11 protein-coding genes are annotated in these 18,858 nt (G+C 72.7%); 6 read left to right on the forward strand and 5 right to left on the reverse strand.

Annotated features, from left to right (window positions below; all coding sequences use genetic code 11):
- Positions 1 to 3: 3 nt before the first annotated feature.
- From ABZ707_RS14570 to fxsT, 6 genes are all read left to right on the forward strand, one after another.
- Positions 4 to 1,026, forward strand: coding sequence for a MoxR family ATPase (locus ABZ707_RS14570; RefSeq protein ID WP_360173236.1), 1,023 nt, complete (start codon positions 4 to 6; stop codon positions 1,024 to 1,026).
- 7 nt (positions 1,027 to 1,033) lie between these two features.
- Positions 1,034 to 4,549 carry an SAV_2336 N-terminal domain-related protein gene (locus tag ABZ707_RS14575; protein ID WP_360173239.1) on the forward strand — a complete coding sequence of 1,172 codons (3,516 nt, stop codon included), beginning with the start codon at positions 1,034 to 1,036 and terminating at the stop codon, positions 4,547 to 4,549.
- Between the two features lie 151 nt (positions 4,550 to 4,700).
- A complete protein-coding gene (gene fxsA, locus ABZ707_RS14580; RefSeq protein ID WP_360173241.1) occupies positions 4,701 to 4,892 on the forward strand; it encodes an FxSxx-COOH cyclophane-containing RiPP peptide in 192 nt (63 codons plus the stop codon).
- A 351-nt stretch (positions 4,893 to 5,243) separates the two neighbouring features.
- Complete coding sequence (locus tag ABZ707_RS14585) at positions 5,244 to 6,449, forward strand: FxsB family cyclophane-forming radical SAM/SPASM peptide maturase (RefSeq protein ID WP_360173863.1); 1,206 nt, start codon at positions 5,244 to 5,246, stop codon at positions 6,447 to 6,449.
- Positions 6,446 to 7,837, forward strand: coding sequence for an HEXXH motif-containing putative peptide modification protein (locus ABZ707_RS14590; protein ID WP_360173243.1), 1,392 nt, complete (start codon positions 6,446 to 6,448; stop codon positions 7,835 to 7,837). Before ABZ707_RS14585 ends, ABZ707_RS14590 begins: the two co-directional genes overlap by 4 nt.
- A gap of 78 nt (positions 7,838 to 7,915) precedes the next feature.
- On the forward strand, positions 7,916 to 10,936 hold the full coding sequence (fxsT, locus tag ABZ707_RS14595; protein WP_360173245.1) for an FxSxx-COOH system tetratricopeptide repeat protein: 3,021 nt from the start codon (positions 7,916 to 7,918) through the stop codon (positions 10,934 to 10,936).
- Between the two features lie 118 nt (positions 10,937 to 11,054).
- Here the strand turns inward: fxsT and ABZ707_RS14600 are convergent, their stop codons facing one another.
- The 5 genes from ABZ707_RS14600 to ABZ707_RS14620 all read right to left on the reverse strand — a co-directional run bounded on the left by ABZ707_RS14600 (position 11,055) and on the right by ABZ707_RS14620 (position 18,686).
- Positions 11,055 to 14,891: a multifunctional oxoglutarate decarboxylase/oxoglutarate dehydrogenase thiamine pyrophosphate-binding subunit/dihydrolipoyllysine-residue succinyltransferase subunit gene (locus ABZ707_RS14600; protein WP_360173247.1), complete on the reverse strand. Its 3,837-nt coding sequence runs from the start codon at positions 14,889 to 14,891 to the stop codon at positions 11,055 to 11,057.
- 270 nt (positions 14,892 to 15,161) lie between these two features.
- Positions 15,162 to 16,217 carry a HAMP domain-containing sensor histidine kinase gene (locus ABZ707_RS14605; RefSeq protein WP_360173866.1) on the reverse strand — a complete coding sequence of 352 codons (1,056 nt, stop codon included), beginning with the start codon at positions 16,215 to 16,217 and terminating at the stop codon, positions 15,162 to 15,164.
- Between the two features lie 125 nt (positions 16,218 to 16,342).
- Positions 16,343 to 17,080: a response regulator transcription factor gene (locus ABZ707_RS14610; RefSeq protein WP_360173250.1), complete on the reverse strand. Its 738-nt coding sequence runs from the start codon at positions 17,078 to 17,080 to the stop codon at positions 16,343 to 16,345.
- A 105-nt stretch (positions 17,081 to 17,185) separates the two neighbouring features.
- On the reverse strand, positions 17,186 to 17,842 hold the full coding sequence (locus ABZ707_RS14615; RefSeq protein WP_360173869.1) for a spermidine synthase: 657 nt from the start codon (positions 17,840 to 17,842) through the stop codon (positions 17,186 to 17,188).
- Between the two features lie 307 nt (positions 17,843 to 18,149).
- Positions 18,150 to 18,686: a hypothetical protein gene (locus ABZ707_RS14620; protein ID WP_360173253.1), complete on the reverse strand. Its 537-nt coding sequence runs from the start codon at positions 18,684 to 18,686 to the stop codon at positions 18,150 to 18,152.
- Positions 18,687 to 18,858: the final 172 nt, after the last annotated feature.

The raw sequence follows: 18,858 nt of genomic DNA on the forward strand, positions 1-18,858 counted from the left end.
GCTATGAGTGAATCCAGCGAGTGGCTCATCTACCGAGGGGCCGGTGAACCGCACGACGGCATCACCCAGTTGCCTCCGCCGCCGCCCTGGCGGGACTTCGCGGGCCGTGGCGACGCGACCCCCGGCGAGGAGGGCGGCGACGGCTCGGCCGACCGGCGGCTCGGCGGCTACCGGCACGAGGCGGAGCTGCACCGGCCGGGCGCCGAGGAGCTGGAGATGATCAACGCTGCGCTCTATCTGAGGCGTCCGCTGCTGGTCACCGGAAGCCCCGGCGCGGGCAAGAGCACCCTGGCCCACTCCGTCGCGCACGAACTGGGGCTCGGCCGGGTGCTGCGCTGGCCCATCGTCAGCAGATCCACGCTTCTCGACGGGCTGTACCACTACGACGCGATCGCCCGGCTCCAGGATGTGCAGATCGCGGCGCACAGCGGCGCGGCGGAGCGGGATCCCTCGGCGGACATCGGCAGCTATGTCCGGCTGGGCCCGCTGGGCACCGCGCTGCTGCCCTCGGAGCAGCCCCGCGTCCTGCTCATCGACGAGCTGGACAAGAGCGACATCGACCTGCCGAACGACCTGCTCAATGTGCTGGAGGAGGGCGAGTTCGGCATTCCCGAGCTGGAGCGGATCGCCGACCGGCTGCCCGGCGGCGAGGCCGAGGTGCTCACCGACGACGGTACGAAGGTGAAGGTCAGGGGCGGCCGGGTGCAGTGCAGGGCCTTCCCGTTCGTCGTCCTCACCAGCAATGGCGAGCGCGACTTCCCGGCGCCGCTGATGCGCCGCTGTATCCATCTGGAGCTCGGCCGTCCGGATCACCAGCGGCTGGCGACCTTTGTACGGGCCCACCTCGGCGACGAGGCCGCGCGCGCCGGCGACGATCTCATCGCGCACTTCCTGGAGCGCTCGCGCAGCGAACTCATCTCCACCGACCAGTTGTTGAACGCCATCTATCTCACCGACGCCGCCGCCCCGGCCGGCCGCGACCGGCTCGCGGACCTGCTCATCCAGCGGCTCGACCGGCCGAGGTGAGACGCTGATGCCCGACGTCACGGCAGGGCACGGCCCGGACCACGAGCCGGAGCCGGGACACGGGCATGCCCCGGTGGACGGTACGGCGGACGGCCGGACGGTCCCGGGCAGTCGGGCGAACGGCACGGCCGACGCGGACGGAAGCGGCGGCGCGGGCCACGCCGGGCGGTTACCGTACGACGGAGCGCTGCTGACCGCGTTCGTCGCCCGGCTGCGCGCGGCCGGGCTCGACCCCGACGCCGAACAGCTCTGCGACGCGCTCTGGCTGGCCCACTGGACCGGCCGGGGGCAGGCGCGGCAGCCGCACGGCGGGGGGACCGGCGCACCACCCCGTACCGATACGCGACCGGCGGGTCCCGGCCCGCTGGCCGCTCCGGCGGCCGACCCCGAACGCACGCAGGAGACCGAGCCGGTGGACGAGACAGCGCAGCAGCCGGACCACGGGGACGACGACCGCCGGATCGCGCTCTATCCCGAGCCGCGCGGCAACGCGGCACGCCCGGGCTTCCGGGCCGGCGCCGCCGCGCTCACCCTGGGCGTGCCGGCCGCCCCGGCGCTGCCGGCCCCGCTCGAACTCCAGCGTGCGCTGCGCCCGCTCCAGCGCTACCGGCCCGCGGCGCCGCCGGTGCGCCGCACCCTGGACGAGGGGGCGACCGCCGAGCTGAGCGCCCGCGCCGGCGGGCTGATCATGCCGGTGTTCCGCGGTGTGTCCCGGGCGGACGCCCTGCTCCAGCTCGTCATGGACGCCTCCTCCTCGATGCGGGTCTGGGAGCGGCTCTTCGCCGAACTCCAGATGATCTTCGGGCAGTTGGGGGCCTTCAGGGACGTACAGGTGCGCTATCTGCACGAGGGGCCCGACGGCGCTCCCGCCGTCAGCAGAAGCCCCGATCCGGCCGCCGCGCCGCTCAGCTCCGCCGACCGGCTCAGCGATCCGACCGGACGCCGGGTCACCGTCGTGGTCAGCGACTGCGCGGGACCGCTCTGGCACAGCGGCCAGGCCCACCGGCTGCTGCACCAGCTCGGCCGCCAGGCACCCACCGCGGTGCTGCAGCCGCTGCCGCAGCGGATGTGGAACCGCACCCGGCTGCCCGTCACCTACGGTGCCCTGTCGCGGGGCGAGGGGCCCGGCGGGGCCGCCGTACTGAAGGTCACCGGGGAGGCCGCCACCGCCCCCGCCGCGCGCCCCGGAGCCCTCGCCGTCCCCGTACTGCCTCCGGTCGCGGGCGCGCTCGGCGCCTGGGCCCGGCTGCTGTCCGGCACCGGCGCGGGACGTATCTCCGGCGCGGTCGGCTGGGTCCGCTCCGACCACCCGGCGGCGCCCGCGCCCCGGGCTGGCCGCGGGATGTCCTCGCTCCAGCTCGTCAGCCGGTTCCGCTCGGCGGCCTCGCCGGCCGCCGGCCAGCTCGCCGTCTATCTGGCGGCAGCTCCGCTCTATCTGCCGGTGATGCAGCTCGTGCAGCGGACGATGCTGCCCGACTCGGGCCCCTCGGAGCTGGCCGAGGTGCTGCTCAGCGGGTTGCTGGCACGCAGCAAGGGCGACGGCGCGGACGACGGGCCCTGGTACGAGTTCGCGCCCGGAGTGCAGGAGGCGCTGCTGGGCCCGCTCGGCCGGGACGAGGCCCTGCTCGTCCTCAAACACTGCTCGGAGTACATAGAGCAGCGGTTCGGCAGAAGCGGACCCAACTTTCCCGCCCTGGCCCTCGCGCAGCTCGGCGACGGCAGGCAGGGCCCGTTCTACCCGCGCGGCGGCCCCGACGACGGCGCGTACGGCGGCGAGAACGGCGATCCGGACTACGGCGGTGAGCACGGTGAGCACGGCGAGCACGGCGAGAATGGTGAGCACGGCGGCGCGTCGCGCGTCCCGCATCCCTTCGCCGAAGTGGCCGCCCGGGTCCTGGAACGCTTTATGCCGCTGCCGGAACAGTTCGCGCTGTACGGCGACCGCGGCGGGCGCGACGACCCCGGCCGGACCACCAACGCGGCGGTGGAGAGCGCCCGGGGACTGCTCCGGCAGTTCGAGTCGGACAGCATGGTCCAGTATCTGATCGACGCCGTACAGCTCCTGCGGGGTGCCACCGAGCGCGAGGAGCCGGCCGGCGCCGATCCCGAGCTGTGGGCGGAGTTCGCCCGCTGTCTGCTGCGGCTGTGGGAGGTCCAGGGCGGCGGAGAACTGCTGCGCGAGGCGGAGCGCGCGGCCGAGCGGGCCGCCGCGCATCCCCGCGCGGTACGCGAACGGGCCGTGCTGGCCAAGGTGTTGCACGCCGCCGCCGACGACCGGCGCCGGCGCGGGGACCGGCACGGCGCGCTGGAACTGCTGCGCCGCGCCGACCGCGAGTACACCGTCGCCTGCGCGGCACCCGGCCTGGAGCCGGGCGAGGCCCTGCGGCTCACCCTGGAGCGGGTGCGCGCGCTGGAGGCGCAGTGGCGGCTGGGCGGTGACAGCGCGCTGCTCCAGAGCGCGATCGGCATGCTGGAGGCGTTCGCCGACGTCTGGCCCGACCAGGAGAACCGGCCCGCCGGGCTGCCCCTGGCCCATGGACGCACCCTGCTCAGGCTCTCCCGGGCCACCGGCGACACCGAGCAGGCCCAGGTGTACGCGGACCAGGCCGCCCGCTCGCTGCGCACGGCGCTGGCACCGGGCGGCGCGCAGCACACCGTGGGCACCCAGGCCCGGATCCTGCTCGACCTGGTCGACGCGCTGCTGAGGTCGGGCGACGGACTCGACGAGGCCGGGACGCTGGTCGACCAGGCGCTGGCCACCGTGCGCGACGAGCGGCTGCTCGCCTCGCTCAGGACCAGGGCCGGCCGGGTGCGGGTCGCCCGGTACGCACGCTCCGGCGACCCGGCGGAGCTCCAGGAGGCCGCCGAGTGCTTCGACCGTGCCGCGCGCGGCACGACACGCGACTCCCGGGCCCACGCGGACCTGCTCGCGGAATGGGGCAGGACCCTGCTGCGGCGCGCCGAACTGCCGGACGGCAGCGCGTACATCGGCGCGGCGGTCCGGGTGCTGCGCGACTGCCGCACCGAGACGGCGGTCGGCACCGCGCGCCAGGCGGACCGGCTGCTCATGCTGGGGCAGGCGCTGATGCTGCGTCACCGGCTCAATGACGACCGGGTGGATCTGCGCGAGGCCGAGCATCTCTTCGGTCTGGCCGCCCAGGAGGCGCGCGAGCCGCTCACCGCGGCCCGGTGCTGGCTGGAGCTGGGCCGCTCCCATCTCGACGCGTACCACAGCCTGCACCGGCCGGCCCGGCTGGACGAGGCGGCCGAGGCGTTCCGGGACGCGGCGGACGCGGCCAGGACCGCCGAGGCGGAGGCGGACACTCCGGCCCAGCGCGCACGCGCCGTCGCATTGCGTGCGGCGGCGCACCACTGGCGGGGTATGACCTACGAAGAGGCGAGACGGCCCCGGGCCGCGCGGGAGGCATACCGGGCAGCCCGTACGGAATGGCGCAAGCTGCCGGACGGCGGCGGCGAGGCGGCCCGGCCGACCCTGGACCGGCTGGCCGAGCTGGAGTTCTGAGCGCTCCACCGCGAGCGCTCAACTCCCCCCGTCCGGAGCCGGGTCCACGGAGCCGGGTCCACGGAGCTGGATTTAAGGAGCCGGATCCACCGACGTACCGGTAGGAAGACCGCGAAGGCATATGAAGGCCGCACCACAACGGGGAGGCGTGATGGACGACGGGAAGCACCACGGAGAAGCCGGCGCACCGGACGGTCCCGGGGCACTGCCGGACCTGCTGGGGCTGGACCTGGCGGCACTGCGGACCCTGACCCACCCGGTGCTCACCGAGGTGGTGGCGGATCTGCGCGACCGCGCGGAACAGCCGAGGGAAATGCTGTGGGGGTTCACCAACGCGTTCTAGAACGGGCGGCGCGAGCCGGACGGATTCACAGCACATGAGGCGGGCCGGGGGAGGGGGCGGGGCGCCGCCCCCTCGGTTCGCGCGACCTCCCGGGCGGGGCTTCGCGCCCGGTTTCGGTCCGGGACACGGTCGAACAGGACAACATGGCCCGCCTCGGTTTGCCCGCCCGACCCGCCAGGGATACTCGCCCAGGGCGTGTTTCGGAAGTGCCGCCTGGCTCACGACGCCCGGCACGCCCTCGGCCCGGCAGCTCCGGCTGCCCCAGACGCCGCACAGCATGGGGGTTCGGGAGTGTCTCGACGGGCGACGCCGCGCGTACCGGGAACGCCGGAGCCCCGGGGCGCCCGGACCCTGCCGCACCCGGTCCGGGAGGCACCACCCGCCGCCCCGGTGCCCGTGCCATTCGGGCAGTTCATCGTGAAGACGCACGGCCGGTGCAATCTCGCCTGCCGCTACTGCTATTTGTACGAGGGCCCCGACCGGACCTGGCGCGGCCGCCCGGCCGCCGCCTCGCCCGAGGTCCTGGACCGTGCCGCGTCCCGGATCGCCGAACACGCCGGCGCCCACTCCCTGCGTGAGCTCTCACTCGTCCTGCACGGCGGCGAGCCGCTGCTCGCGGGCGCCGGGCGGCTGGCCGCCTTCGCCGGTCTCGTACGCGACCGGACAGGACCGGGCCGCACCGTCCACACCACCGTGCAGACCAACGCCACCCTGCTCACCGAGAGCCGGATCGCCACCCTCGCCCGGCACTCCATACGCGTCGGCATCAGCCTCGACGGCGGTCTGCCCGCGCACAACACACTCCGTACCGACCACGCGGGACGGCCGTCCTGGCCCGCAGCCGCACGCGGCGCCAGGCTGCTCGCCGCCCACGGCCCCGAGGCGTACGCGGGCATCCTCACCGTCGTCGACCCGCGCACCGACCCGGTCGAGGTGTACGAATCGCTGCTGACCCTGCGCCCGCCCGCGGTCGATCTGCTGCTGCCGCACGGCAACTGGACCAGTCCGCCGCCCGGCCTGCCCGCCGCGCACCCCGGTGAGTCCGGCCGGCCGACCCCGTACGGCGACTGGCTGAGCACGGTCTTCGACCGGTGGTGGCGGGCCGGGCACCGGGAGACCAGGATCCGGCTCTTCGAGGAGTGCCTCGCGCTGCTGCTGGGACTGCCCGCCGCCACCGAGTCCCTCGGGCTCGACCCGGTCAACGCGATCGTGATCGAGACCGACGGCGCCATCGAGCAGGTCGACTCCCTCAAGTCCGCCTACGACACGGCAGCCGCCACCGGACTCGACATCTTCCGCCACACCTTCGACGACGCGCTGCGCCATCCCGGGGTCGCCGCCCGCCAGGCCGGTGCCGGGGCGCTCGCCGCCGTCTGCCGGGCCTGTCCGCTGCTCACCGTCTGCGGCGGCGGCCACTACGCCCACCGCTACCGCGCGGGACACGGCTTCACCAACCCCTCGGTGTACTGCGCCGACCTCGACCGGCTGATCCGTCATGTGGCGGCCCGGCTCACCGAGGCGGCCACCGCCCCCGCGCCCGCCCGGGGGCTCCGATGAGCCCGGCCGTCCGGCTTCCGGAGCGGCTGCTGCGCGAACTCGGCCGTACCGAGGGCGGCGACGAGGCCCTCACACTGCTCGTACGCGACCAGCACACCCGCCGTCTGGTGCTGCTGCGGGCCCTGCTCGACGCGGCGGCGGCCGCACCGGCGGCCGTCTGCCCGCCCGGCCTGCTCGACCGGCTGCACCGCGACTGGGCCCTGCTGGAGGCGGCCGAGCGCGCCGACCGGACCGCCGTACGGACCGTCCTGCTGTATCCACTGGCCGGCCCCTGGGCACAGCGCTGCCTGCGCGGCCTCACCGCCGCCGGGCCGGTCCCCGAACTCCGCGCCGACCTGGACCACTTCAGCGCCCTCGCCGCCGCTGCCGCGATCCGGGCGGGGCTGCCCTTCACCGGGGCGCTCAGGGCCCATGACGGACTGCTGGTGCTGCCCGCGCTGGGCGCGCTCCGCACCCGCCCGGGACAGCCGGTACCGGTCGATGTGGCCCTGGCGGACGGACGGCTGACGTTACGTCAGGAATACGCCGAGCCCGTCGTCGTACGGACCGGGGACGGCGGCGCGCGCTCCGACGACCCACGCTGGCTGCCCGTGTTCACACTGCCGCCGCTGCGGCCCGGCGCCGTGCCCGTACCCCTGGACGACCTCGATCCGTACCGCACCGCGGGCAGCGGTACGGAACGGCACGCGCTGTCCGCCGTCACCGCCCTGGACGACAGCGAACGCAAGGCGTGGGCGCGGTCCTGGTCGGGGGTGGAACCGCTGCTGCGCATCGGCGGCCCGCACCGCGTCGCCGAGGCCACCGCCCTGCTGCACTGCATCGTGCCGCTCTCCCCGCCGCCCGGCTCGACGCCCACCGGCGAGGGGGCCGCGCACTGCAGCGGCACCCGGCGCGAGGCGTTCGGCGCGGTCCTCAGCAGCCAGCCGGCCACCGCCGCCTTCTTCGCCTCGACCCTCGTGCACGAGCTCCAGCACACCAAACTCGCCGCACTCGGCGCGCTCACACCGCTGCACCACGAGGACACCGCCGCCCGCCACTTCGCGCCCTGGCGCCCCGATCCGCGACCCTTCGACGGGCTGTTCCAGGGCGCGTACTCGCATCTCGCGCTCGCCGACTACTGGCAGCGTTTCGCACGCGGCGCGCAGCGTCTCGCCCATCGCGACCTCGCCTGGGCCGAGCACGCCCGCTGCCGGGAACAGGTCGGCGCGGTCCTGCCGGTGCTGGCGGGATCGGGCGCGCTGACCCCGGAGGGCCGTGTGGTCGTCAACGAGATGATCGCCGTGTACCAGCGGCTCGGAGAGAGCCCGCCGCCGCCGGGACACCTGGCCAGGGCGGCGGCGTACGTACGCACCGCGCGGGTGATCTGGCGCCAAAGGAACGGAACGTGAAGCGGCGCGCACCAGGATGGATATCCGGGGCTCCAGGGTATGTTAAAAGGGCGTATGACGATGCAGGGAGACGGTCGAATGCCCGGAGCGCGTAAGCCAGTTGCAGCAACCGGGACGCAGGCCGTCACCATCAGTTTCGCCGGGTTCAACCGCGCCTGGGCGGCCTGGATCGGAGACCGCCTCGAACGGCGCGGACACACGGTCGTCTACCAGCGCTGGGATCCGCCGGTGGAGGCCCCGCTGGAGGAGGCGCTGCGGGACCTGCTGCTCGCGCCCGGCCCCGTCCTTGTCGTCCTGAGCGACTGGTACTTCCAGCTCGGCCCCCGCAGCCACGACGAGTGGAACAGAGCGCTGCGCGAGGTGGTGGCCCCGGCCCCCGGCCGCTTCGCCGCCGTCACCGTCACCGGCGCCGCGCTGCCCAGCGCCACCGCCGTCCTCGCCGCCGCCGATCTGACCACCGTCGGTGAGGAGGAGGCCGAGAGACGCGTCCTGGCCAGGCTCGGCCTGCCGGACGACCGGCTGCCCGACGCGGGCGACCCGCGCCGCGGGCCCCGCTACCCGGCCGACACCCCCGATGTGTGGGGCGGCGTGCCCCGCCGCAACACCCGCTTCACCGGCCGTGAGGCCCTGCTCAACGACGCCTATCACGCGCTCCAGGAAGCCGGCCGCGGCGCCGGCGTGGTGACCCTGCACGGCATGTCGGGCGTGGGGAAGACCCAGCTCGCCGCGGAGTACGTGTACCGCTTCGGCGCCGAGTACGACGTGGTGTGGTGGGTCGCCGCGGACAAGCGCGTCACCTGCCGGCAGCGGCTCGCCGAACTGGCCCCGGCGCTCGGCCTGTCCACCGGGGTGGAGTACGGCGAGCGGCTGCGCGCGGCCCGCGACGCGCTGCGCCGGGGCGAGCCGTACTCCCGCTGGCTGCTGGTCCTCGACGGGGCGGACGAGCCGGAGCAGATCTGGGACCTGGTGCCCACCGGACCCGGCCATGTGCTGATCACCGCGCGCAATCCGGAGTGGGGCGAGCACAACAGCACCCTGATGGAGGTGCCGGTCTACGACCGTGAGGAGTCCGTCGCGTTCGTCCGCCGCCGCGCCCCGCGCCTGACCCAGGAGGAGGCCGACCAGCTCGCGGTGGCGCTGGAGGACCTGCCGCTGCTGCTGGACCAGACGGCGGGCTGGCTCAATGACTCGGACATGTCCGTCGACCAGTACATCGAGCTTCTTGAGGACGGCATCGACCAGGACGTGGTCAAGGTGTCCGCCGACTTCCCGCTGGCCTTCCAGACCGGCTGGTCGATACTGCTGAACCAGCTCCGCGAGACCGTGCCCGAGTCCGTCGATCTGCTCCGGCTGTGCACCTTCTTCGCACCGGGCGCCATCCCCGTACGGCTGGTGCGGGACCTGCCCGCCGACGAACTCCCGGAAAAACTGCGGGGGCTGGTGGACGACCCGGTGCGCTGGGCGCGGGCCATCAACAAGCTCCGCCAGTACGCGGTGGTGCGCGCCGCAGGTGTCGGTGAGCGCGAGGTCCACGACTCGGTCGGCGACGCCGGTCTCTCCGGCGTGGCGGGCGACACGCTCTACATGCACCGGATGGTCCACCAGATCGTCCATCAGGACATGCCCGCGCAGGACCACAAGGAGTTCATCGAGGTGGTGCGCCGGGCGCTTGTGGCGGCGGACCCGGGCCGGCCCACCGACACCCGGCTGTGGCCCCGGTACGCGGAGATCACCCCGCACCTCAAGTGGGCCGATGTCCTCAAGAGCACCGACGCGGCCATGCACACGCTGATCCTCAACTGCCTGCGCTACATGTATCTCTCCGGCGAGTACCGGGCGGGCATCAATCTCGGCCGGCGCGCGCTGGACGCCTGGAAGACGCTCCTGGGCGAGACCCATCCGAGGATCTGGGACCTGAGCTACCACTACGCCAACCTGATGCGCGCGGTCGGCGACTACGCGGGCACGGAGGCCATCGAGCGCGCCGCCGTCGAGCATCTGCGCAACGAACGGGGGCCGCGGGACCTGGAGCACCTGCGGGCCGCCGGAGGGCTCGCCGCCGACCTGCGCGGCCTCGGCCGGTACGACGAGGCGTACGAGATCTCCGGCTGGATCCTCGCCGCCTACCGCGAGCTGCTCGGCGAACAGGACTCCCGCACGCTCAACGCCCAGAACAATCTGGCCATGTCACAGCGGCTGCTCGGCCGGTACGAGGAGTCGCTCGAACTCAACCGGCGCACGCTGGAGGCCCGGCGCCAGCTCCTGCGGCCCCGCCATAGCTGGACCCTCTACTCGGAGATCAACTACGCCACGGACCTGCGGCTGCTCGGCCGCTACAGCGAGGCCGAGTCGCTCCAGGGACAGAGTGTGCGCGTCCACCGGATCGTCCTGGGCAAGGACAACCCGCAGACGCTGCGCGCCGAGCACAATCTCGCGCTGTGCCTGTACCGGGGCGGTGACCGCGGCAAGGCCGGCGCGCTGTTCACCCAGGTGCTGGAGAGCTGCGAGCGCGTCCTCGGCGAGAACGACCCGCTGACCATGATGTTCGCGGCCAGCCAGAGCTGCTTCGCCCGCGAGCACGGCGACATCGACCAGGCCAGGGCCATAAGCGAGCGGGTCGTCACGGGTTATGTGGCGATGCTCGGCCCGGCACACCCGTTTGTCGCGGGCACCCGCGCCAACCACGCCCTGATCCTGCGCAACGTCGGCGAGCGGGAACAGGCCCACACCCTGATCGAGGAGTCCCTCGCCGATATGACACGGGCGGTGGGCGAGTCCCATCCCTGGACCCTCGGCTGCGCCGTCAACGCCTCCGCGCTGCGCAATATCGTGGGGGACGCCGAGGGTGCCGCCGCGCTGACCAACGACACCATCGCCCGTGCCACCGAGGTCCTCGGCCGCACCCATCCGCTGACCCTCTCCAGCCGGATCGCGCACGCGGCGGACCTGCGCGCGCTGCGGGACGGGCGGCGCGCCGAGAAGGTCGAGGGCGAGGCCCTGGACGATCTGGTGGCGACGCTCGGCGCCCAGCACGTCCACACCGTCGCGGCCCGCTCCCGCACCCGTCCTTACTGGGACTTCGAGCCGCCCATCATCTGACGCCGGGGGCGGCCGGGCGGCCGTCACGTCCCGGAATGCCGGAGGGCCCGGTACCGCGTGTGGCGCGGTACCGGGCCCTCCGGTTCGTACGGTCTTACGGTCCCTGCGGGGACGCGGGTCAGGCGTCGAAGACCTCGTTGACGAGCTGCTGCTGCTCCGCCTGGTGGCGCTTGGCCGAGCCGACCGCCGGGGACGAGGAGTGCGGACGCGAGATGCGCCGCAGCCGCTCGGCGCCCGGGATGTCGGCGCCGACCGCCAGGTCCAGGTGGTCGATCAGGTTGAGCGCGATGAACGGCCAGGCACCCTGGTTGGCCGGCTCCTCCTGGGCCCACAGGTAGGTGTCGGCGTTCGGGAACTTGGCGATCTCGGCCTGGAGCTCCGCGCCCGGGAGCGGGTACAGACGCTCCAGCCGCAGGATCGCGGTGTCCGTGACGCCGCGCTTCTGACGCTCGGCGTCCAGGTCGTAGTAGACCTTGCCAGCGCAGAAGACGACCTTGCGGACCGCCTCCGGGCTCACACCGGTGTCACCGATCACCGGACGGAAGCCGCCGGTGGTGAACTCCTCCGCCTTGGACGCCGCGGCCTTGAGCCGGAGCATCGACTTCGGGGTGAAGACGACGAGCGGCTTGTGGTGCGGGTTGTGGACCTGCCAGCGCAGCAGGTGGAAGTAGTTCGACGGCAGGGTCGGCATGGCGACCGTCATGTTGTGCTGGGCGCACATCTGGAGGAAGCGCTCCGGGCGGGCGGACGAGTGGTCCGGGCCCTGGCCCTCGTAGCCGTGCGGCAGCAGCAGGGTGACGCCGGACGTCTGGCCCCACTTCTGCTCGGCCGAGGAGATGAACTCGTCGACGACGGACTGGGCGCCGTTGACGAAGTCACCGAACTGCGCCTCCCACATGACCAGCGCGTCCGGCCGGGCCAGGGAGTAGCCGTACTCGAAGCCCATCGCCGCGTACTCGCTGAGCAGCGAGTCGTAGACGTTGTAGCGGGCCTGGTCCTCCGAGAGGTACTGGAGCGGGGTGTAGTCCTCGCCGGTCTCCTGGTCGACCAGGACCGCGTGGCGCTGGCCGAACGTGCCGCGGCGGGTGTCCTGGCCGGAGAGCCGGACCGGGGTGCCCTCCATCAGCAGCGAGCCGATGGCGAGGGTCTCGCCCATGCCCCAGTCGATCGTGCCGTCGTCCACCGAGGCGGCGCGGCGCTGCATCTGCGGCATCAGACGCGGGTGGACGGTGACGCTGTCCGGGATGTTGACCTGCGACTCGGCGATCCGCTTGACGATCTCCTGGGAGACCGCCGTCGTCACGGCGACCGGGAACTCGGCCTGGACGTCGGGGACATGGGCCGGAGCGGGGCCCGAGGTGGCCTCGCGGACCTCCGCGAACACCTTTTCGAGCTGGCCCTGGAAGTCCTGGAGCGCCTGCTCCGCCTCTTCCAGCGTGATGTCGCCGCGGCCGATCAGCGACTCGGTGTAGAGCTTGCGCACCGAGCGCTTCTTGTCGATCAGGCGGACCATCTGCGGGTTGGTGAACTGCGGGTTGTCGCCCTCGTTGTGACCGCGGCGGCGGTAGCAGATGAGGTCGATGACGACGTCCTTGTTGAACGTCTGGCGGAACTCGAAGGCGAGCCGGCCGACGCGGACCACGGCCTCCGGGTCGTCACCGTTCACATGGATGATCGGCGCCTCGATCATGCGGGCGACGTCGGTCGCGTACATGGACGAACGCGACGACTCCGGGGCGGCGGTGAAGCCGACCTGGTTGTTGATCACGATGTGCACCGTGCCGCCGGTGCGGTAGCCGCGGAGCTGGGACATGTTGAGCGTCTCGGCGACCACACCCTGGCCGGCGAAGGCCGCGTCGCCGTGGAGCGCCAGGGGCAGCACGGTGAAGTCCGTGCCGGCCTTGTTGATGATGTCCTGCTTGGCGCGGGCGATGCCCTCCAGGATCGGGTCGACCGCCTCCAGGTGGGAGGGGTTGGCGGCCAGCGAGACCTTGATCTGCTCGCCGTCGAGGCCGGTGAAGGTGCCCTCGGCGCCCAGGTGGTACTTCACGTCGCCGGAGCCGTGCATCGACTTCGGGTCGAGGTTGCCCTCGAACTCCCGGAAGATCTGCGCGTACGACTTGCCCACGATGTTCGCGAGGACGTTCAGCCGGCCGCGGTGGGCCATGCCGATGACGACCTCGTCGAGGCGCGACTCGGCGGCGGAGTCGATGACCGCGTCGAGCAGCGGGATGACGGACTCGCCGCCCTCCAGCGAGAAGCGCTTCTGGCCCACGTACTTCGTCTGCAGGAAGGTCTCGAAGGCCTCGGCGGCGTTGAGCCGGCGCAGGATCCGGAGCTGCTCCTCGCGCTCGGGCTTGGCGCGCGGCCGCTCCACCCGGTCCTGGAGCCACTTGCGCTGCTTCGGGTCCTGGATGTGCATGAACTCGATGCCGGTGGTGCGGCAGTACGACTCACGCAGCACGCCCAGGATGTCGCGCAGCTTCATCATGGACTTGCCGGCGAAGCCGCCGACCGCGAACTCCCGCTCCAGGTCCCAGAGCGTCAGCCCGTGCTCCGTGATGTCCAGGTCGGGGTGCTTGCGCTGGCGGTACTCCAGCGGGTCCGTGTCGGCCATGACATGGCCGCGCACCCGGTAGGAGTGGATCAGCTCGAAGACCCGGGCCGGCTTGGTGACGTCGTCGTCGTGCGAGGCGTCGATGTCCTTGAGCCAGCGCACCGGCTCGTAGGGGATCCGCAGCGCCTTGAAGATGTCGTCGAAGAAGTCGTTCTCGCCGAGCAGCAGTTGGCTGAGGATCCGCAGGAACTCGCCGGAGGCGGCGCCCTGGATGACGCGGTGGTCGTAGGTCGACGTCAGCGTCATGACCTTGGAGATGCCCAGCTTGTTCAGGGTGTCCTGGGAGGTGCCCTGGAACTCGGCGGGGTAGTCCATCGCGCCGACGCCCAGGATGAGGCCCTGACCGGGCATCAGACGCGGCACGGAGTGGACGGTACCGATACCGCCCGGGTTGGTCAGCGACGCGGTGACCCCGGAGAAGTCCTCCATCGTCAGCTTGTTGGTGCGGGCGCGGCGGACGATGTCCTCGTACGCCTGCCAGAACTCGAAGAAGTTGAGCGTCTCGGCCTTCTTGATGCCGGCGACGACGAGCTGGCGGTCGCCGTTCGGCTTCACCAGGTCGATCGCGAGACCGAGGTTCACATGCTCGGGCTTGACCAGCGTCGGCTTGCCGTCCCGCACCGCGAAGGAGTGGTTCATCGACGGCATGGCCTTGAGCGCCTGCACCATCGCGTAGCCGATGAGGTGCGTGAAGGAGATCTTGCCGCCGCGCGCGCGCTTCAGGTGGTTGTTGATGACGATGCGGTTGTCGAAGAGCAGCTTGACCGGGACCGCGCGCACGGACGTGGCCGTGGGCAGCTCCAGCGAGGCGTTCATGTTCTTCGCGACGGCGGCCGAGGGGCCACGCAGCGTCACATACTCAGGACCCTCGGGGGCGGACTCCGCGCTGCCGTTCGCGGCGGGCGCGGCCTTGGCCGGCGCCGCGGCGGGCTGGGCCGGAGCGGCCTTGGCGGGCGCCGCCTGGGCGGGCGCGGGCGCCGCCGCGGGCTTCGCCGGTGCGGCGGGGGCCGCGACCTGGGCGGGCGCCTGGGCCTGGACCGGGGCCCGGACCACGGGCTGCGCCGGTGCGACAGGGGCCGGTGCGGCCGCCGGGCTCTCGGGCACCGCAGCCCCCGCGGCTGCGGTCTCCGCGGGCTTGTCCGCCGTGCCGGGGGTGCCCGGCTTGTAGTCGGCGAAGAAGTCCCACCAGGCACGGTCGACCGAATTCGGGTCCTGGAGGTACTGCTGGTAGATCTCGTCGACGAGCCACTCATTGGCTCCGAAGGCAGCGGCAGGGTTCTTGCCCTGCCCGTCTTCGTCGGTCGAGATGCTCGCGTTACTGGGGGACTGAGACGACACGGCGTGAACCGCCCTCTTCCGCTTCACAAGGTGATGGACAGCGGGAATCAAGGCTACGCCTACCGGGCCGAGAGGTGCAGGCCGGGCGTGCCATCGTCGTGCAAGTCACATCGGACGGCGGGTTTCAGCGTATGAATTGGCGGGAAACAAGCCTGGTTTCGCTGCGTCAGGGAAAACGACGCCCCAGCCACGACGCGTAAGCGGCCCGTTGCCCGCCCGTCCCCGACTCCGTACCCGGAGATGGTGCGCTTACAAAAGCGACTCTACCGGTCAACCGCGCGGTCGGGGGACCCCCGGAAGAGTGACCTGTATCCGGCAGCCACGCGCGGATTCGGCCACACCGATGCGTCCGCCGTGCAGATCGACGGCCCAGCGCGCGATCGCCAGACCCAGTCCCGTACCGCCGTCGCTGCCGGGGCCGTCCACGGACGCCGAGCTGCCCCGGTTGAACCGCTCGAACACCCGGTGCCGCTCCTGCTCGGGGATACCGGGGCCCTCGTCCTCGACCTCCAGATCCAGCGACTCGGGCTCGGCGCCACGCCGGGCACGCACCGTGACGCGGCCGTGCGGCGGGCTGTGCTTGACGGCGTTGTCGACGAGGTTGGCGACGACCTGGTGCAGCCGCTCCGCGTCCGCGTGCGCGGTCAGCTCCGGGGGCGAGACGTCCAGATGCAGATGCACGTCCGTACGGGTGTGGTTGCCGGAACCGGAACTCAGCTTGCGCTGCGAGGCGGCCAGACTGGCCTCCTTGAGCACACCGGAGAGATACGGCCACACCTCGAAGCGCCGCGCCCGCAGCGGTACGACGCCGCTGTCCAGCCGGGACAGGTCCAGCAGCGTCTCCGTCAGCCGGCCGAGCCGCTCCGTCTGCCTCAGCGCCGTGAGCATGGTCTCGGGATCGGCGGCGGACACCCCGTCGACGACGTTCTCCAGCACGGCGCGCAGGGCCGCGATGGGGGTGCGCAGCTCGTGCGAGACGTTGGCCACCAGCTCCTTGCGGTGCCGGTCCACCGCCTCCAGGTCGTCGGCCATGCGATTGATCGTGGAGGCGAGGTCGCCCAGCTCGTCCCAGCGGTCCGCGCCGCTCACCCGGCGCGTGTAGTCGCCGTGCGAGATGCCCTTGGCGACGGTGGTCATCTCGTCCAGCGGGGCGGTGAGGCCATGGGCCACGAACTGGGTGATCAGCAGCGTGGCGATCACCGAGAAGACGGTGATGAAGCGCAGCTCGGTGTCGGTGCGCAGGGCCACCATCAGCAGACCGGTGGTGATGAACACCGAGACGACGACCAGAGTGCCGAGCTTGGCCTTGATGGAGAAGGGCCGCAGCCCCGTTCTGTCGGCACCGCCGGCGCGCGGCTCACCGCGGCGGCCCGCCCTGTCGTGTCCCGCTCTTGCGTGGCCGGATCTGGCCGGTCCCTCTCCGCCGGCGCCCCCGCCGCTCCCGCGACGGCTCATGGCGCCGGGGTCTCCAGCGCGTAGCCGACGCCGTGCACGGTACGGATCCGCTCGGCGCCGATCTTCCGGCGCAGCGCCTTGATATGGCTGTCGACCGTCCGGGTGCCCGACGCGTCCGCCCAGTCCCACACCTCGGCGAGGAGCTGTTCCCGGGACAGCACCGCGCGCGGCGTGTTCGCCAGGCAGACCAGCAGATCGAACTCGGTGGGCGTCAGATGGACGTCCTCGCCGCGCACCCGCACCCGGCGCTGCGCGTGGTCGATCTCCAGTTCGCCCAGCCGCAGGATGCCGCTGCGCGGGGTCACCGCCGCGAGTGCCGCGCGCTCCACCCGGCGCAGCAGCACATGCACCCGGGCCGCCAGCTCCCGCATGGAGAACGGCTTGGTCATGTAGTCGTCGGCGCCCACACCGAGACCGACCAGCATGTCGGTCTCGTCGTCGCGGGCCGTGAGCATCAGCACGGGCACCGGACGCTGCGCCTGCACGCGCCGGCAGACCTCCAGGCCGTCGAAGCCGGGCAGCATCACATCGAGGACCATCAGATCCGGCTGCCACGCCTCGGCCGCGTCGACCGCCGCCGGACCGTCGAGCGCCGTCTGCACCACAAAGCCCTCGGCCCGCAGCCGCGCGGCGATGGCGTCGACGATCGTCACGTCGTCCTCGACGACCAGGACTCGGCGCTGGGCGCCGGGCGTGGCCGCGACTCCGCTGTGGCTGGTATGTGTCTGCTCCATCGCCCCGCCCCTGGTACGCGTTCCGCGATCCTTGATCCGCGATCTCCGGGGAGATCGCGGATCCGTGTGTCGGGGAGCAGCGTAGAGGCAGCGGGAGGGTCCCGGCTACGCAGTGCGAACAGCGAGATGGACCACGTCGGGTACGCCTCGGGCAACGCGCATCTCTTCCGTCCGAACCCCGCTGAATCCGGCATTACGCAGCGCTTCCTCGAAGGCGGCCGAAGGCTGGGCCGACCAAACGGCCAGCACTCCGCCCGGATTCAGCCGTTCCCGGCAGGCGGCGAGACCCTCCGCCGAGTACAGGTTTCCGTTGCCCTCCGTGACGGTCCAGTCGGGTCCGTTGTCGATGTCGAGGCAGAGCGCGTCGTAGCTGTCCGTGCTGGTTCTCACGTGTTCCACCAGATCGGTGTGCAGGATCACCACGCGCGGATCGACGAGTGCCGCGCCCGAGATACGGGCGAGCGGGCCGCCGTGATGCCAGTCGATGACGGCCTGCTCGCGCTCGACGACCATGATCCGGCCCCAGTGCGGATCGGCGACGGCGTGCGCGAGGGAGAAGCCGACGCCGAGGCCGCCGATGAGGAGGGACGGCAGCCGGTCGCGGCGCTCGGCGGGGAGGGCCGCCAGCGCGGCGTCGATCAGCAGCCGCTCGGAACGGCCGTCCGAGGTGTCCATCAGGAAGCAGCCATTGGCGATGATCTCCAGCCGCTCGCCGCGCTGCCGCAGGACGATCTCCCCGTACGGTCCGTCGCGGCGGTCCAGGGTGACGGGCTCGGCGTTGGGCCCGCCGCCCGGTCCGCCGGGACCGTTGCCGGAGGCGTTCCGGTGGCCGTTGCCGGGAGCGGAACTGGAGTCGGGATCGGGCACGGGCACGGTGGGGATCTCCTCGTACGGCGGATGCGGTCCCGGTCATCCTGGCGGGGCGGGGAGGAAGGGGGCAATTCGTTTCCGCCGCCGGCGCACGCGCGCCGGGAAGGTTGACCGGTGTGGCCCAGGCGGTTTCCGGCCCCGGCCCGGGTGTTCCGGGTCGGGAGCCGCGGGTGGGGAGCCGCCGGCCGGGGGTCCCGGGTCAGGAGGGGAGCGGCGCCGCCGCGACCACCCGGCGCACCGGCGGCACCGGCTGCGCGTCGGACATCACCACCTCATGGCCCCGGTACGTGATGGCGTAGAGGTACGCGTCCGGCGCGGGCCGGTCGAAGAGCACCCGGGGGAGCCGCTCGATCCCGGACGCGGACAGGGCGGCGCGCAGCTCGGCGAGTTCGCCGGCCGTCATCCGTCCCGACGTGCCCGTCCGGCCCTTGACGAGCGTGGTGTACGAGCCGTCGGAGTGGACGACCACGCTGTCGTGGCGCCCCGCGAGACCGCCGGACCGGGTGACGGTGACCAGGGTCTCCATCCGCGGCGGGACGACCGGAGGGGAGGAGTCCGACGATTTTCCCTGCTCCGCCGGTGCGGTCGTCGCCGTATTCGGCACGGTCGTCGACGCGGTCGCCGAGACGGCCGGTCGGGTCGCGCTGTCCGAAGGATCCGTACCGCCCCCGCCGCAGGCCGCCAGCAGCAGCCCCGCCGCCAGGGCCACCCCGGCCGCTCGTCCCGTGCGTGTCATCCGTCCACCGTCCCGTGCCGTCGTGCCTGCGTTGGATGACGGGGGCCTTGGCCCGTCTCCGCCGAGCATGCCGTGGCACGTGCCCGGGCGACACCCGGCGAGCGCCACCGCCGGGCCGGGGGCCGGCTTCCGTCGCGGAATATTCACGTCCGCGCCGTCGCTCCCTGGTTCC

Source organism: Streptomyces sp. NPDC006923 (assembly GCF_040635655.1).
Classification (GTDB): Bacteria; Actinomycetota; Actinomycetes; order Streptomycetales; family Streptomycetaceae; genus Streptomyces.

Bases quoted from the DNA above. Each gene is read 5' to 3' on its own strand.
- ABZ707_RS14570 (WP_360173236.1), top strand. From the start codon at position 4: ATGAGTGAATCCAGCGAGTGGCTCATCTACCGAGGGGCCGGTGAACCG.
- ABZ707_RS14575 (WP_360173239.1), top strand. From the start codon at position 1,034: ATGCCCGACGTCACGGCAGGGCACGGCCCGGACCACGAGCCGGAGCCG.
- fxsA (WP_360173241.1), top strand. From the start codon at position 4,701: ATGGACGACGGGAAGCACCACGGAGAAGCCGGCGCACCGGACGGTCCC.
- ABZ707_RS14590 (WP_360173243.1), top strand. From the start codon at position 6,446: ATGAGCCCGGCCGTCCGGCTTCCGGAGCGGCTGCTGCGCGAACTCGGC.
- fxsT (WP_360173245.1), top strand. From the start codon at position 7,916: ATGCCCGGAGCGCGTAAGCCAGTTGCAGCAACCGGGACGCAGGCCGTC.
- ABZ707_RS14610 (WP_360173250.1), bottom strand. From the start codon at position 17,080: ATGGAGCAGACACATACCAGCCACAGCGGAGTCGCGGCCACGCCCGGC.
- ABZ707_RS14620 (WP_360173253.1), bottom strand. From the start codon at position 18,686: ATGACACGCACGGGACGAGCGGCCGGGGTGGCCCTGGCGGCGGGGCTG.